Origin of the sequence: Stenotrophomonas sp. pho, assembly GCF_006228405.1 — a bacterium.
Taxonomy (GTDB): Bacteria; Pseudomonadota; Gammaproteobacteria; order Xanthomonadales; family Xanthomonadaceae; genus Stenotrophomonas; species Stenotrophomonas sepilia.
In genome coordinates this window covers 72,941-87,609 of sequence record NZ_CP029759.1, presented here as the reverse complement: position 1 = coordinate 87,609, position 14,669 = coordinate 72,941, and the positions used below count along the sequence as shown (strand labels likewise).

At 68.6% G+C, this 14,669-nt stretch carries 11 protein-coding genes and 3 pseudogenes; 6 read left to right on the top strand and 8 right to left on the bottom strand.

From position 1 onward, the window contains the following. Positions 1–16: 16 nt before the first annotated feature. Both DL544_RS00380 and DL544_RS00375 read right to left on the bottom strand, forming a co-directional pair. A pseudogene (locus DL544_RS00380) lies at positions 17–690 on the bottom strand (hypothetical protein). Positions 691–730: 40 nt separating this feature from the next. Continuing rightward, a pseudogene (locus tag DL544_RS00375) lies at positions 731–1,248 on the bottom strand (hypothetical protein). Positions 1,249–1,463: 215 nt separating this feature from the next. Between DL544_RS00375 and DL544_RS00370 the strand changes: the two are divergent. The 3 genes from DL544_RS00370 (at position 1,464) to DL544_RS00360 (ending at position 5,373) form a co-directional block, all read left to right on the top strand. Continuing rightward, positions 1,464–3,953: a DEAD/DEAH box helicase gene (locus DL544_RS00370; protein ID WP_139726570.1), complete on the top strand. Its 2,490-nt coding sequence runs from the start codon at positions 1,464–1,466 to the stop codon at positions 3,951–3,953. Beyond that, positions 3,950–4,978 (top strand): ribonuclease H-like domain-containing protein, encoded by a 1,029-nt coding sequence (locus DL544_RS00365; RefSeq protein ID WP_139726569.1) that lies wholly within the window; start codon positions 3,950–3,952, stop codon positions 4,976–4,978. The genes DL544_RS00370 and DL544_RS00365 overlap by 4 nt, the downstream gene beginning before the upstream one ends. Positions 4,979–5,058: 80 nt before the next feature. After that, the gene (locus tag DL544_RS00360; protein ID WP_053497987.1) at positions 5,059–5,373 is read left to right on the top strand and encodes an I78 family peptidase inhibitor; all 315 of its coding nucleotides are present in this window, start codon (positions 5,059–5,061) and stop codon (positions 5,371–5,373) included. 67 nt (positions 5,374–5,440) lie between these two features. On the opposite strand, the pseudogene DL544_RS22200 reads toward DL544_RS00360, so the two are convergent. Both DL544_RS22200 and DL544_RS00350 read right to left on the bottom strand, forming a co-directional pair. Beyond that, positions 5,441–7,431: pseudogene (locus DL544_RS22200) on the bottom strand (M56 family metallopeptidase). A 3-nt stretch (positions 7,432–7,434) separates the two neighbouring features. Continuing rightward, the gene (locus DL544_RS00350; protein ID WP_005421039.1) at positions 7,435–7,821 is read right to left on the bottom strand and encodes a BlaI/MecI/CopY family transcriptional regulator; all 387 of its coding nucleotides are present in this window, start codon (positions 7,819–7,821) and stop codon (positions 7,435–7,437) included. A gap of 188 nt (positions 7,822–8,009) precedes the next feature. Here DL544_RS00350 and DL544_RS00345 point away from each other — a divergent pair, with 188 nt between their 5' ends. Then, entirely contained in the window at positions 8,010–9,107 is a 1,098-nt protein-coding gene (locus DL544_RS00345) for a serine hydrolase domain-containing protein (protein WP_005421041.1), read from the top strand. Here the strand turns inward: DL544_RS00345 and DL544_RS00340 are convergent. The 3 genes from DL544_RS00340 to DL544_RS00330 form a co-directional block, all read right to left on the bottom strand. Beyond that, the gene (locus DL544_RS00340) at positions 9,066–9,878 is read right to left on the bottom strand and encodes a hypothetical protein (protein ID WP_139726568.1); all 813 of its coding nucleotides are present in this window, start codon (positions 9,876–9,878) and stop codon (positions 9,066–9,068) included. The genes DL544_RS00345 and DL544_RS00340 overlap by 42 nt on opposite strands. Before the next feature lie 3 nt (positions 9,879–9,881). Further along, complete coding sequence (locus DL544_RS00335; RefSeq protein WP_139726567.1) at positions 9,882–11,297, bottom strand: XVIPCD domain-containing protein; 1,416 nt, start codon at positions 11,295–11,297, stop codon at positions 9,882–9,884. A gap of 117 nt (positions 11,298–11,414) precedes the next feature. Then, the gene (locus DL544_RS00330) at positions 11,415–12,521 is read right to left on the bottom strand and encodes an SDR family oxidoreductase (RefSeq protein ID WP_139726566.1); all 1,107 of its coding nucleotides are present in this window, start codon (positions 12,519–12,521) and stop codon (positions 11,415–11,417) included. Positions 12,522–12,716: 195 nt separating this feature from the next. Between DL544_RS00330 and DL544_RS00325 the strand changes: the two genes are divergently transcribed. Next, on the top strand, positions 12,717–13,025 hold the full coding sequence (locus DL544_RS00325; RefSeq protein ID WP_139726565.1) for a hypothetical protein: 309 nt from the start codon (positions 12,717–12,719) through the stop codon (positions 13,023–13,025). On the opposite strand, the gene DL544_RS00320 is transcribed toward DL544_RS00325, so the two are convergent. Beyond that, complete coding sequence (locus DL544_RS00320; RefSeq protein WP_255313141.1) at positions 13,013–14,023, bottom strand: DNA topoisomerase IB; 1,011 nt, start codon at positions 14,021–14,023, stop codon at positions 13,013–13,015. The genes DL544_RS00325 and DL544_RS00320 overlap by 13 nt on opposite strands. A 158-nt stretch (positions 14,024–14,181) precedes the next feature. On the opposite strand from DL544_RS00320, the gene DL544_RS00315 reads away from it, so the two are divergent. After that, a complete protein-coding gene (locus DL544_RS00315) occupies positions 14,182–14,571 on the top strand; it encodes an I78 family peptidase inhibitor (protein WP_032954733.1) in 390 nt (129 codons plus the stop codon). Positions 14,572–14,669: the final 98 nt, after the last annotated feature.

Below are 14,669 nucleotides of genomic sequence, written 5' to 3'. Positions count from 1 at the left end.
CACCCTCATGCGTCCTTCAACGCGTTCCCGCGCGCCGATACACGCCATTGAAGCGCACGTTCATGCCACCGCATTCGCTGTTGTCGGCCACGATCAGCACCTCACCCAGCGAGTGCACACGCACCCGGCACGTATCCTCGGCGAACTCGACATCGGCACCCTGCGGTGTGGCACGCGCTTCCACCTGGCCCAGGTTCGGCCCATACGGGCGCTGTTCCGGCGTGGGGTTGGCGGAGGGCCAGTAGGCGTCGCCATCCACGTGCAGTTGCCCCCCTGCACGGTGATGCGCAGGCCGTTGTCGCCATCTTTCCAGTGGCCCGTCCAGTCCTGCAGCGTGGGCACGGCCACCGGCAACGGCTGCAGCTTGCTGCGGTCGACCCAGCCGGCGCTGCCGCCCACCTTGTTGGGGAAGAACGCGCAGCGGTAGCGGCCCAGGTCGCGACCGGTCACCACCGTATCGCCGCTGACCACATAGCTGCGCTGGCGGCAGGCCGGTTCGCCCTTGGCGGGGCAGCCCTCCATGTCGCCGAGCAGGTACAGGCGCGGTGCATCGACCACCCGCGCCAGCGCGAACCGGCTCTGTTGGGAGGGGAACGCGCCATTGCGGCAGGCGCCGCCATCGGCGATATCGGACGCGAACGCGGAGGCCGGCAGCAACGCGGCCAGCAGGCAGAATGAACGCAGGGACATGACAGCATTACCGGTGGGGGAGCCCGCAGGATATACCGGCCTACTTCACTGGCGCTGTGTCGCCGGCATCCTGCTCCTGTGAGAACCGCAGCGCGCGCTGCTGCTGTTCGGCACTGAGCTCTGGCGGTGGCCGCGCCACGGCCGCCTGGATCTGGTCGGGACCCCCGGTGAGTTTGTTGATGCCTTTGGCTGCCGCCAGCACACCCTTGACCACGCCCATCATGATGTAGCCACCGCCCATGCTGACCTGCTCCGGCGATGGCGGTTCGCTCCAGTCGCGGCTGAAACGGTTATCGCCGAACTTCACCGGGTTCTTGAAGCGGTACAGGTCCAGCGGCTCGTCATCGGGCTTGAGCGCACGCACTTCGCCGAGGGTGGTGACGTTGTCCTGCGGCAAGGTGGTGGAGATCGGTGCGGTGGGGCAGACGGCGCATCTGCGGGGGGAACGGGTGCAGGATCGGGCACCGCCACCGGCGCGGCCTGCTGCGCCTGTGCGATGCCGGCCAGCAGCATGCCGGCCAGGAGTGCTCCCTGCGTTCCACGTCGTGCCACAGCCATCCACCCTGTTGGTTGTGTCCAGCGCCCAAGCATACGGATGCCGGCTTCAGATTTCGTTGCTGCACTGGCCGCTGTTCAGCCAAGGGAGATGCGGCCACACCACGGGACGCGAGCACTGAACGGTTCACGTCTCCGTGTGTGGTGTCTCACATCCTGAGACACGGATGTGGTGCCATGTGACCCCTCGCAATCCGTCCCGGCTCCCTCCCTCTTCCATGGCCTACGAACTCGCCAAGCGCACCGCCGATGCCGAGCAGAAGCTCGCCACCCGCGATGGCCTGCCCGCCCGCGATGGCGCGCTGCTCAGCGCGCGCCTGCAGCGCCGCTACCAGGACCGCATCACCGGCAGCTTCGCCATTCCCGGCCGTGAAGGCCGCTACGCGCCCGTTCCCGACTCGGTACCCCCGGCGCTGGCCGCTGCACTGAAGGCACGCGGCATCGAGCAGCTCTACAGCCACCAGGCCGAAGCCTGGGAGGCCAGCCAGCGCGGCGAGCACGTGGCCATCGTCACCCCCACCGCCAGCGGCAAGTCGCTGTGCTACACCCTGCCGGTGGTCAGCGCGGCCATGCAGGACAAGGCCAAGGCGCTGTACCTGTTCCCGACCAAGGCACTGGCCCAGGACCAGGTGGCCGAGCTGCTGGAACTCAATCGTGCCGGCGATCTCGGCGTCAAGGCCTTCACCTTCGACGGCGACACTCCCGGCGATGCGCGCCAGGCGATCCGCCTGCATGGCGACATCGTGGTGTCCAACCCGGACATGCTGCACCAGGCCATCCTGCCGCATCACACCAAGTGGGCACAGTTCTTCGAGAACCTGCGCTACATCGTCATCGACGAGGTGCACACCTATCGCGGCGTGTTCGGCAGCCACGTCACCAACGTGCTGCGCCGGCTCAAGCGCATCTGCGCGTTCTATGGCGTGCAACCGCAGTTCATCCTGTGCTCGGCCACCATCGGCAACCCGCAGGCGCATGCCGAGGCGTTGATCGAGGCACCGGTCACCGCCGTCACCGAATCCGGCGCGCCCACCGGGCCGAAGCAGGTGCTGCTGTGGAACCCGCCGGTGATCAACCCCGACCTGGGCCTGCGTGCCTCGGCGCGCTCGCAGAGCAACCGCATCGCGCGCATCGCGATCAAGTCCGGGCTGAAGACCCTGGTGTTCGCGCAGACCCGCTTGATGGTCGAGGTGCTGACCAAGTACCTGAAGGACATCTTTGACCACGACCCGCGCAAGCCGCCCCGCATCCGCGCCTACCGCGGCGGTTATCTGCCGACCGAACGCCGCGAGACCGAGCGTGCGATGCGAGCCGGCAACATCGACGGCATCGTCAGCACCTCGGCGCTGGAACTGGGCGTGGACATCGGCAGCCTGGACGTGGTCATCCTCAATGGCTACCCCGGCAGCGTGGCCGCCACCTGGCAGCGTTTCGGCCGTGCCGGTCGCCGCCAGCAACCCGCACTCGGTGTGATGGTGGCCAGTTCGCAGCCGCTGGACCAGTACGTGGTGCGGCACCCGGACTTCTTCGCCGAAGCCTCGCCCGAACATGCGCGCATTGCGCCGGACCAGCCGCTGATCCTGTTCGACCACATTCGCTGCGCGGCCTTTGAACTGCCGTTCCGGGTCGGCGATGGCTTCGGCCCGATCGACCCGGAAGTGTTCCTGGAAGCGCTGGCCGAAACCGAAGTCATCCACCGCGAAGGCGAGCGCTGGGAATGGATCGCCGACAGTTATCCGGCCAACGCGGTCAGCCTGCGCGCGGTGGCCGATGGCAACTTCGTGGTGGTCGACCGCAGCGACGGCCGCCAGCAGATCATCGCCGAGGTCGATTACTCCGCCGCTGCGCTCACGCTGTATGAAGGCGCCATCCACATGGTGCAGTCCACGCCCTACCAAGTGGAGACGCTCGACTGGGAGGGCCGCAAGGCCTACGTCACCCGTACGCATGTGGATTACTACACCGACAGCATCGACTTCACCAAGCTCAAGGTGCTGGACCGCTTCGATGGTGGCGTGGCCGGGCGCGGTGATTCGCACCATGGCGAAGTGCACGTGGTGCGGCGCGTGGCCGGCTACAAGAAGATCCGCTACTACACCCACGAAAACATCGGCTACGGTCCGGTGAACCTGCCCGACCAGGAACTGCACACCACCGCAGTGTGGTGGCAGCTGCCGCAGGCACTGCTGCTGCGCGCCTTCGCCAGCAGGCAGGATGCGCTCGATGGCTTCCTCGGTGCGGCGTATGCGCTGCACATCGTCGCCACCGTGGCGGTGATGGCCGATGCGCGCGACCTGCAGAAGTCGGTCGGCAACGGCGATGGTTCCTGGTTTGCGATCGCCGACCAGAGCGGCCGTGGCCAGTTGCGCGGCAGCGAGGGTGATCCTGGCGTGGTCGAACTGCTGCAGGAATTCGTGCCCACTGTGTATCTGTATGACAACTTCCCCGGTGGCGTTGGCCTCAGCGAGCCGTTGTGGCAGCGTCAGGCGGAGCTGGTGCAGCGCGCGCGTGAACTGGTGCAACGCTGCGACTGCAAGGCCGGCTGCCCGGCCTGCGTCGGCCCGGTGCTGGCTGCACAGGAAGAGGATGAAACCTCGCCACGTGCGCTGGCATTGCGCGTGCTCGACCTGTTCGACGCCGAGGCCTGCCGGCACGTGCCCGACGTGGTGGCGTCCGCGCGCGACCCGATGGAGCTGCTGGCACCGTGAGCCTGAGCCTGGACAAGCTGCGCCTGCTGCGGAAGCAGGCCGGCGACCCTAAAGCGGCCACGCCGGCGGCGTCGGACGTTGCCCCTGCGCCACCGGCACCACCGGCCGCCAACGATGCGCAGCAACCACCGGCCGAGCGTTCGGTGTTCGCCTGGGTCGAGCAGGAGATCCGCCACAAGCCCACAGGTGCTGCGGCAGCCACATCGGCACACACACCGGCCCAACTGCGGCGGCCGGAAGTGGGCAGCCTGCATCGCCTGCTCGGCATGCGCTCGCGGAGCGGCGCCACGCCGGCACGTGCCAGCGCACAGGATCGCCAGCTGCCGGGCGAGGAAATCGCGCCGGGTCTGTTCCTGATCGAATCGCTGCAACCTCAGCCGATCCCAACTGCCCCGCTGTCGCTGGCCTTCGCCAAGCGCGAAGACCAGCACGTGGCTGCACGCGATCTGCTGTTCTTCGACACCGAGACCACCGGCCTGGCCGGCGGCACCGGCACCCGTGCCTTCATGATCGGCGCGGCCGATTGGCATGTGTGCCCGCAGCGTGGCGAGGGCCTGCGCATCCGCCAGTTGCTGATGGCCACCATGGCCGCCGAGGACGCGATGCTGGCCACCTTTGCCCGCTGGCTGCAACCGTCCACCGTGTTCTGCAGCTACAACGGCCGCAGCTACGATGCGCCGCTGCTGAAGGCGCGCTACCGGCTGGCCCGGCAGCCGGACCCGATCACCGCACTGGACCATGTCGACCTGCTCTACCCCACGCGCCGTCGCTATCGCGGCAGCTGGGAGAACTGCAAGCTGTCCACCATCGAACGCCAGCTGCTGCGCGTGGTGCGCGAGGACGACCTGCCCGGCTCGGAAGCACCCGGTGCATGGCTGCGCTTCCTGCGCGGCGGCGATGCGGTGAACCTGCGCCGGGTGGCCGACCACAACGACCAGGACGTGGTGACCCTGGCCCTGCTGCTGCAGCGGCTGGTGCGCGAGGAACAGCGCGAGCGCGAGACACTGGCGCTGGTCGGCCGGTAATGACACACGGGGCCGCGTTGACATGCCCTGACGGTGGCAGCGGTGACACTGCCACCACCATCCACGCCTGGAGCCCGACGATGCGCCTCAATCCGCTTGCCCTGCTTGCCATTCTGCCACTGGCCGCCTGCAGTCACGCCGGCGGCAGCACCGCCCCCGATCCCACGCCGGCGCCCGTGGCCGACGCCGCGCACGAATGCAAGCCGGAGGCGCTCGAGGCCTTCACCGGCAAGACGGCTGACGAAGCCACCATCAAGAAGCTGGTGGCCGCCAGCGGCGCGCGCGGTGCACGGGTGGTCAAGCCGGGCATGGCGGTGACCATGGACTTCCGCCAGGACCGCGTGACGGTGCAGGTGGATGCGCAGAACCGGATCGAGCGCGCCAGCTGCGGTTGATCGCCCCAGGGTAGTGCCGGCCGCTGGCCGGCACCCCACATTGCCGGCCAGCGGCCGGTACTACCGATCAGAGTCGCTCGGCCTTGCCACTGGCCAGGGCGCGCGCGATCACCTGCTGCGCCTGCTGCGACGCCTGGGCATGCACGCGTGCCTGGCGCTCGCCCAACGCGGCCTGCTGGCTGCCCAGCGCAGCCTGGCGGCTGGCCAGTTCAGACTGCTGGCTGGCCAGGCGCTGCATCTCGCGGGTGTCGCTGGCGCGCGCGGTTTCGTTGTCCACGTCCTGCATCGCACGACGTGCCTGTGCGGCGGCCTCACGTGCCGCCTCGCGGGCAACGGCCACATCGTAGGTCGCGCCCCGCGCCGCCTTTGCCGCTTCCGCCGCCGCCTCGCGGTTGATGTCATGCGCGGCCATCGCACTGCGCGCGGCCTCGGCGGCGATCAGTGCAATGCGGCGCGATTGCTCGCCCTGCAGGCGGCCCATTTCACCCAGCTGCCTGCCGAGTTCGCCCTGCTGGCGACCCAGCACGCTTTGCTGGCGGCCCAGTTCGCTCTGCTGGCGGCCCAGCTCTACGGCACCGCCGTAGGCACGCTGCAGGCTCTGGATCAGCATCGGGTCACGCACCACGTAGCGCTTGTCACCCTGGCGGAACCACAACGCCGGGCCCTTGCCGAGCTGCCTGCGGGCCACCGTCACGTCGTCCATGCCGCCGTTGGCGAAGGTCGAATCACCATCAACCAGAACGAAGGCCTCCCGGGGCGACCTGCCCAGGTCCAGGCGACCGTAGGTGGTGATGGAGGTGGCGGCCGACGTCGTGCCTTCATTGTCTTCGGCCATGCCCGTGGCGTCGCCGACATCGGCCACATCGGCATCGTCGGGCCCGGTCGCGTCAGCGGGTTCGGCCGGCGCGGCCGGTGCTGCAGGCGCGGCCGGGGCCGCCGGCACGCCCGCGGCGGATGGCGGTGCGGCCGGAGCCTTGGGAGCCTTCGGCGGTGCTGGCGCCACGACCTTGGGTGCCGCCGGTGGCGCGGGCGGTGCCGGCGGCACCGGCGCTGCGACCAGTCGCATCGGCGCCACGCCCACCACCACCACCACAGCAGTCAGCGCCATCGCCAGGATGCGGGGGCAGGCACGGCGTGGCTGCAACGAGAGCAGGCGACGCTTGAGGCTGGTGGCATCCGGTGCGGCACTGGCCACGCCCAGGTGCGGCTGCGGTGCCACCCCAGCTGCAGCAACAGACGGCCATAGGCCTGGCGGCTGGCAGCGTGCTGGCCCACCACCGCTGCGTCCACCGCTTCTTCGCGCGCTTGTGCATATTCACGCACCGACAGGCGCAGCAGCGGATGGAAGAAGAACAGGTGCTGGGCCAGCGCAGGCAGCAGGCCCCACTGCAGGTCCCGCCGCTGCAGGTGCTGCAGTTCGTGGGTCAGGGCCAGGTCGAGCGCGTCGCCCTGCAGGGCGTTCTCGCCCGCCGGCAACAGCAGCACCGGGCGGAACGGACCGACCAGCTGCGGTGCGTCCACCTGCGTGCTCATCCACAACCGCGGCGCAGGCCGCACACCATGTGCATCGGAAGCCAACTGCAGGGCCTGCACCAACGCTTGGTCCTCGCAGGGATAGGCCGCTGCCAGCAGCGCGCGACAGCGACGCCACTCACCGAAGGTGCGCAGGGCCGTCAGCAGCACGCCGGATGCCCACAGCGCGGCCAGTGCGACGGCCCACCACGCCACTGCCGGTGCGTCCGCTGCAGGCATCGGCATCGCGGCCAGCAACTGTGCCGAGGCCTCCGGGGCCAGCGGGTAGACGATGTCAGCGGCCACGTCGGTCGCGGTCGTCGCCACCGCCTGCGGGGCAGGCAGCCAGGCCAACTGCAACGGCTGGCTCCAGAACAGGCCGAGCACGGCCTGCAGCGAGACCAGCCACCACAGGCGGCAGCGGGTCGCCGCCGACAGCGACGGCAGCGCGCGGCACAGGCCGTACACCAGCGCCACCAGCAGCACGGTCTGCAGGCTGGTCCAGCCCAGGCGTTCCAGCATCGGGATCAGCATCGTGGTGTCCATGGCTCAGCCCTCGTGGCGACGCGATTGGAGTTGGGCGACCAGCGCTTCCAGTTCGGCCAGCTCGTTGTCGCTGACCTTCTGCCGCTGCGACAGATAGGCCACGAACGGCGACACCGAGCCCTGCAGGGTGTTGTCGACGAACTGCGCCACCGCGCCCTGCAGCACGCTCTGCGGGCCGCGGGTGGCCTGGTAGCGGTAGATACCGTCCTGTTGCCGGCGCTGAAGATACCCCTTCGCCCGCAGGCGCTCCATCATCGTCAGCACAGTGGAGCGGGCCAGCCCGCGGGCCTCGCCGTAGCCACTGGCGACCTCGCCGACACTGGCCGGCGCATGTTCATCGATGTACTGCAGCAGGGCCAGTTCCTGGTCCCCGATGGTCTTGCCGCGCATGACACCACTCCCTTGACTACACGTGTCGCCACTGTCAGCTTGACGACAGCTGTAGTCAACCCCCCGGAAGTCACGGGCCGACGAACGGTAGGGCACCGAGCGCTTAAACCTTCGACGCGCTGTCTGCATCCGATTCGCAACGCCCGCTGGAATTCCGCATGTTCCGCCCAACGCTCCGAGTCGTGCTCATGCTCATCAGTGCCCTGCCCTTCGCCGCCGTCTCTGCCAGCCAGGACCAGGCCAACGACCAGACCCGCCGCCTGATCCGCCAGATCATGCTGGAGCAGCGCATCCCCGGGCTGCAGGTCGCGGTGGTCAAGGACGGGCAGATCGTGCTCTCCGAAGCCTACGGCCTGGCCAACGTCGAGAACGGCGTGCTTGCCTCGCGGGACACCCGCTTCCCGCTCAATTCGGCCACCAAGGCGTTTACCGGCGTGGCTGCCGCGCAGCTGGCTCAGCAAGGGCAGCTGGATCTGGACGCGCCGGCCTCGCGATATCTGGGTGATCTTCCGCCAGCGTGGAGAGACGTACGCGTACACCAGCTGCTGGCGCATACCTCCGGCCTTCCGGACATCCTTGATGCGAACGGGCTGCTGGGCGGAGGTTCCGAAGCACAGGCATGGGCGGCGGTGACAGCTCGACCGCTGGAAGCGGCGCCTGGGCAGCGCTTCGCCTACAACCAGACCAACTACGTATTGCTGGCACGGATCATCGCGCAGCAATCCGGCATGCCCTACGAACGTTTCCTCGCCACCGGCCAGTTCAGCAGCGCGCGGATGGCCCGCACCACCTTCGGCGACAGCTACGACCTGATTCCGGATGCTGCGACGATGTACAGCCTGGCCCCGCGTGCCACCGACGATGTAGATGCGCCGTCCCGCCTGTCGCATTGGTTCTACGACATACCGCCTTCGCTGTGGGCGGGTGGCGGCATCCTCACCACCGCCGACGACACCGCGCGCTGGCTGGTCGCGCTGACCGAAGGCCGCCTGCTGCCGGAGACGGCCCTGCGGCGGATGTGGAGCGTAGAGCGCCTGGCGGATGGCCGTGCCGGCCCGTGGGCGGGTGGCTGGCCGGTGTTGCACGCATCGCCCGACCTTCAGGTGGCCGGTATCGGCGGTGCGCGCTCGGCCTTCGTGGTCTATCCCGAGCGCGGCGTGGCGGTGGTGGTACTGACCAATCTTGTCGGTGCCAATCCACAGCAGTTCATTCCACGCATTGCCGATTTCTATGCGCGCGATGCCTCAACGCCCGGTCACGAACGGGTCGCCCTGGCACGGCAATAGCGGGCTGTCATCGCAGGGCCATAACCCGGCCGGCACGGTCCTGGACACTTCAAAGTGATCCTGGTTCCAGCGCAGGAAACCGCCGTGCATGGCATTGCCATGGTCGAAGCTGCGTGCATCGGCGGTCAGTGGCTGTTCGGGGTCGGCTTCGGCCACCCAACGCAGCACGGGCACTTTGTCCAGCACGCCGATGAAGGCGAACAGATCGCCCGCGCCCTTGTCCTCGTAGGCCGTCATGGTCGCCGCATCGGGCAACCCGGCCTGCGCCAGGATGGATGCGGTGACATCCTGCAGCGGTGCGGCTCCCTCTGCGATGTAGGCGCGCATGCCCGTGGTGGTTGCCGGGCAGTCCTGCAGCTGCACCAGATACCCGGTGGTACCGCCACTGCCGGAGAACGACCGCATCCAGTAGCGGAAACGCGGCCCGCTGCTGTCGGTAACCATGAAGTCCTGCTGGCCACCCTGCGCTGGAATGGAAAGCACCTGCACCTTGCTGGCGCCCTCCACCTTGCACTTCAACTGCGCCAGCACCTGCCTGGCCGGTTCCGGCAGTGCTTCGCAGCGGCCGCCGGGGTGGGCGCTGCCAGAGGCTTCCGGCAGTGCGGGCAATCCGCGATCAGCGGGCAGGGTCTGCAAAGGCAAGGCCTCCGGTTTCGCCGGTGAGCTGGCGGCAGGCGCTACCGGTGCGACGCGCTCTCCAGCGGGCGCGCAGGCGCTGCAGGCCAGCAGCAGCATCAATGAAACGGTCAGACTCAGGTGTGATCGGATCATCACTCAACGCCCTCCCATCGCCGGCGCTTCCTGCTGCTGTGCCGGCGCGGGCACAGGTGCAGCCTGTTCGCGCGATTGCTGCTGCAGCTGGCGCAGGCTGGATTCCACTGCGGTCTCGCGCACCTCGGCCGCATTGACCCCTGCGCGCAGCGCCGCAGGATAGCCCGGACTGCCCTGCACCAGGAACAGTGTTTCGCCCGCCGCACGTCCAGCACTGGGATTGCTGGCCACGATCTGGTCGACCCGGGTGATGCCCGCGGCCTTCGCTTCGCGCAGCATCACCAGACTGTAGTCGTCGGCATGCTCGGCGTAGCGTCCACCCAGGGCGTGCAGGCGGGTGCTGATCTGCTGCTGCAGGGCATGGTCGCGATGCTGCGGCTGACGGGGATCGTCGTTGGCCGCGAGCGGCACATCCTGCCCCAGCTCGCGCGCCTGGCCGGGTGCAACCGAGGTCAGCACGTACTGCCAGCGGTTCTGCCCAGGCGTGCCGCGCACCGTCGACACGAAGTCGTCGTACTCGCCGCCGCCGATGGTCTGGCAGCCGGCCGAATCGGTGTTGGACCGGCTGCCGCGATGGATCTTGAAGGTGTCGTTGAGGTCCTGCACGCCCTGGGTATCGCGCGCATCGAACCAGCCGTCGCCATTGCTGTCGCGCTCCACCCGTCCGGTGCCCGCCGTGATTGCATCCTGCGAAGGACGCAGCGCGAACTCATCGGGATGGCCATTGCGTGGATGAGTAGTCGCGCGCATCTCCGTAGTGCCTTCGCCCAGGCGTCCGAGGTCCTTGACCCGGTCGCCGTTGACATCCTCACCCTCGGTCTTGGTGCGTGGCGCCACATTGCCGAACCCCGGGCTGCGCGGCGTGGTCTTGGCATGACCGTCGTACTGGGCGGTCGGCTCGGTCGTGGCCTGGTTGAACTCGCGCACATGGCCTTGGCCCTGCGCATCCTTCCACAGCACTACGATGCGGTCGTCGTAGACCCCACGCCCACGTGCCTCGGTGGTGCGGTTCTCGTCGCGCAGCCCCAGCACCACGCGGTCCTGCGTCGCCATCGCGTCATTCGCCGCGGTGTTGCCGCGCTGGGCCACGATGCTGCCATAAACGTCGTAATGCTGGGCCTGGCTCAGGCCTGCGGTCTCAGCCGCGTCGGGCATCCGTGGTGGACGCTCCGCGTTGCTCAGACGGTCCAGCATCGGGTTCACCGTCGTCGCATCAGCTGCGGCAACACCTCCGCTGCGCCGCAATGTCTCAAGCTCGGTGGCGGCGCGCACCGACACGTAGCGATCCAGCGCTTCCTGCACCACGGCGCTCTGCCCGTCGTGCAGGGCGTTCAGGCGGGCGGCTGCAGCGCGCGCGTCGTTCTGTCGCAGCAGGGCGACGACTTCGTTGGCCGCCGCATCGATATCCATCTCGGGCATGGTCGTTCCTTGGACGTGATCAGTACGGAGTCAGCCTACCCAAGCCACCTGCTGGGGCTTTTTGACGCACCGCACACCTTCGCCGCCACGCCGCATTCAGGCAGATCACGCCATCACTCAGCCCCGTGGCCCGCCCATCACCGGCAGGATCACCCCACTGATGTAACTGGCACAGGCCGGAGAGGCCAGGAACACATACGCCGGTGACAGCTCTTCAGGCTGTGCAGGCCGGCCCATGTCGCTGTCCTTGCCAAACTCCGCCACGTCTTCGGCCTGCTTGTCGGCGGGGTTCAGCGGCGTCCATACCGGCCCCGGCGCCACGCAGTTCACGCGGATGCCGCGCGGCAGCAGCTGGCTGGCCAGCGCCTTGGTGAACGCATGGATCGCGCCCTTGGTGGCCGAGTAGTCGATCAGCGCCTTGCTGCCGAAGATCCCCGTTTCCGAGCCGGTGTTGATGATGCTGGCGCCTTCGCCCAGATGCGGCAGTACCGCACGCGCCATCTGGATGTAACCGCCGATGTTGGTCTGCAGGGTTTCCTGCAGGTGCGCATCCTCCAGATCTTCCAGGCGCTCGCAGTGCAGTTGGAACGCGGCGTTGTTGACCAGGATGTCGATGCCGCCGAACGCCTTGGCCACCTGCTTGACGGCCTTGTTGCAGAAACGCGGATCGCGCACATCGCCGGCGATCACCACGCAGCGGCCGCCTTCGCGTTCCACGTGCTGGCGGGTGATGTCCGCGTCTTCGGCCTCGTCCAGGTGCAGTACCGCCACATCCGCACCTTCGCGCGCGAACAACACTGCCACCGCACGGCCAATGCCTGAGTCGCCACCGGTGACGATCGCACGCATGCCCTGCAGCTTGCCGCTGCCCTTGTAGTCGGGCGCAAGGAAACGGGGCGCCAGCTCCAGTTCGTGCTCGTGCCCGGGCTTGGCCAGCTGCTGTGCCGGCATCGCCTCCGGCTGCCGGCGTGCGCCGGCCTGGGTGGCGGTCTTCTTCGTTGCCTTCTTGGCCGCGCGGGCGTCCTTGGCCTTCTCCTGGTCCTGCAGGCGCCGCTGCCGTGCAGCGACGCGTGCCGCCCGTGGATCACTGGCGGCTGCCTTGCGGGTTGCGGTCTTCACCACGCGCGGGCGATCAGGGTCGGCGACCGTCTTGGTCGGGGTGCTGCCTTTGCGCACTTTCGGCGATGCCTTACGGCGGGCGGGGGTCTTGCTGGTGGTGGCCATGCAGGTCTCCTCGGGAGGGAAAGGGGCTGCCGGCCAGCGGCCGGCACTACCGGGGGCGGCCCATGCCGCTCCTGCAGTGTCTCCACCCACGCTGTTGGCGGCGGTGAGCGCGCCGTGTCCACGATGTGCACGGCATTCATTCCGCCACCACGTCTGACGTCGCACCCTGCACGCAATCACACCAGGAGTGCCTCCATGAAACATGCCATCGCCACCGCCGCCGCCTGCTTTGCCCTTGCCGCCTGCAGCAGCACACCGATGGCCCAGGTGCAGCCGATCGACGGTGTGATTTCCGGCCAGTGCCATAGCGACAGGGTGCGCGGCGCGGTGGGCCTGGCCGCCTCGGACGCCACTGTGGCCCGCGCACGCGTGGACAGCGACAGCCTGCACGTGCGGGTCCTGCGCCACGACGGCCCGAGGGTGCCGCCGGCCAGCGAAGGCGGCGACCGCCTGATCATCGAGAAGGGCCGGACCAACAACATCGTTGCGATCTACTGCGGCTGACGACTGCGACTGAGCCGCCGCGCCCGGCGCAGCACTTTCAGGGTGGCCTGCTCCCACTGCCGCGGGCCGCGCAGGCCGGCCAGCGAGGCCAGCTCACCGCGCTCCCAGCCGGCAAACACGCACGGGTCGATGTAGGCCTTGCGGCACACGGCCGGCGTGTTGCCCAGCCGTGCCGCCACTTGGCAGACCACTTCGCGCTGCGCCTTGGCCAGCGCGCGCTGGCTGGCCGGTTCCGGCAGTTCGGTGGCGGCCAATGCCTGTACCGCCGCCAGCGTGCCGCCCCAGGTGCGGAAGTCCTTGGCGGTGAAGTCTTCGCCCATCACCTCGCGCAGGTAGTCGTTCACCGCGCCGGAATCCACCGGCTGCAGCGCGCCTTCGTCGTCGCGGTACTGGAACAGCGCCTGCCCGGGCAGCTGCTGGATGCCGCGCACCAGCGTGCCCAGCCGCCGATCGCCCACCACCACCTCGTGCAACTGCCCGGATTTGCCCCGGAAGCGCATGCGCACGCGACCACCGCGCAGCAGGTCCAGGTGGCGGTTGCGCAGCGTTGTCAGCCCGTAGGATTTGTTTTCCTGTGCATAGCTTTTGTTGCCCACCCGCATCAGGGTGTCGGCCAGCAGGGCCACCACCACCGCAAGCACCTTGTCGCGCGGGAAGCCGGGCTGCTTCAGATCGCGCGACAGCCGCCGCCGCAGCGTGGGCAATGCCTCGCCAAAGGCGATGATGCGGTCGAACTTGCCGGCATCGCGCTCCTTCGCCCAATCGGCATGGTAGCGATACTGCTTGCGTCCACGCGCATCGCGGCCGGTGGCCTGCAGGTGGCCATTGGCGTGGGCGCAGATCCACACGGCGGTATACGCAGGTGGAATCGCCAGCGCACGGATGCGCTGCAGGGTGGCGGCATCGCGAACCGCGTGGCCATCGGCATCGCGGTAACTGAAGCCCTTGCCGGCGCGACGCCGGCTGATGCCTGGCTGGGTGTCATCGACATAGCGCAGGCCGGCCGCGCGCGCGGCCTGTCGTTCGGGGTAGAGGAGGTTGGCATGACCGCAGTGTCGCCGTCGCGATGCCGCGAACCTGTCGATAACAGAAGACAAACACGTGAGGGTCGGTTCGCCGCTATGCTCGGGCTTTCACAATCCCTTCCGGAGTCATGATGTCGTTCCCGATTCGCGCCCGTTCGCTCTCCGCCCTGCTGCTGCCGGCCGTGCTGGCCCTGACCGCCTGCCAGGCTCCGGCGCTGGATGAACAGGATTCGGCCACTGCCCATGCCCAGCAGGCGGCCGAAGCCGCCAAGGCACCGGCCGACGAAACCGGCAAGGCCACCGAGGCACCGCCGGTCGGCACCTGCGATGCCAGCCAGGTGCAGAGCCTGGTCGGCCAGGCCTACGCCGACGCGCTGGGCAAGCAGGCGCAGGAAGATGCCGGTGCCCACCAGCTGCGCGTCATGAAGCCCAATGACGTCGCCACCATGGAGTTCCTCGGCGACCGCCTGAACATCGAAGTGGACGACAAGGGCCTGGTCAGCGGCGTGCGCTGCGGCTGAGCCCGACCGCGCGCCGGCACGGGATGCCGGCGCGTTCTGTTGCACCTGCAACCGTGTATTGCGGCGCTGCAGCAACCTGTGATCTAGTCGAGGCATCC

Bases quoted from the DNA above. Each gene is read 5' to 3' on its own strand.
- DL544_RS00370 (WP_139726570.1), top strand. From the start codon at position 1,464: ATGGCCTACGAACTCGCCAAGCGCACCGCCGATGCCGAGCAGAAGCTC.
- DL544_RS00360 (WP_053497987.1), top strand. From the start codon at position 5,059: ATGCGCCTCAATCCGCTTGCCCTGCTTGCCATTCTGCCACTGGCCGCC.
- DL544_RS00350 (WP_005421039.1), bottom strand. From the start codon at position 7,821: ATGCGCGGCAAGACCATCGGGGACCAGGAACTGGCCCTGCTGCAGTAC.
- DL544_RS00345 (WP_005421041.1), top strand. From the start codon at position 8,010: ATGCTCATCAGTGCCCTGCCCTTCGCCGCCGTCTCTGCCAGCCAGGAC.
- DL544_RS00340 (WP_139726568.1), bottom strand. From the start codon at position 9,878: ATGATCCGATCACACCTGAGTCTGACCGTTTCATTGATGCTGCTGCTG.
- DL544_RS00335 (WP_139726567.1), bottom strand. From the start codon at position 11,297: ATGCCCGAGATGGATATCGATGCGGCGGCCAACGAAGTCGTCGCCCTG.
- DL544_RS00330 (WP_139726566.1), bottom strand. From the start codon at position 12,521: ATGGCCACCACCAGCAAGACCCCCGCCCGCCGTAAGGCATCGCCGAAA.
- DL544_RS00325 (WP_139726565.1), top strand. From the start codon at position 12,717: ATGAAACATGCCATCGCCACCGCCGCCGCCTGCTTTGCCCTTGCCGCC.
- DL544_RS00315 (WP_032954733.1), top strand. From the start codon at position 14,182: ATGTCGTTCCCGATTCGCGCCCGTTCGCTCTCCGCCCTGCTGCTGCCG.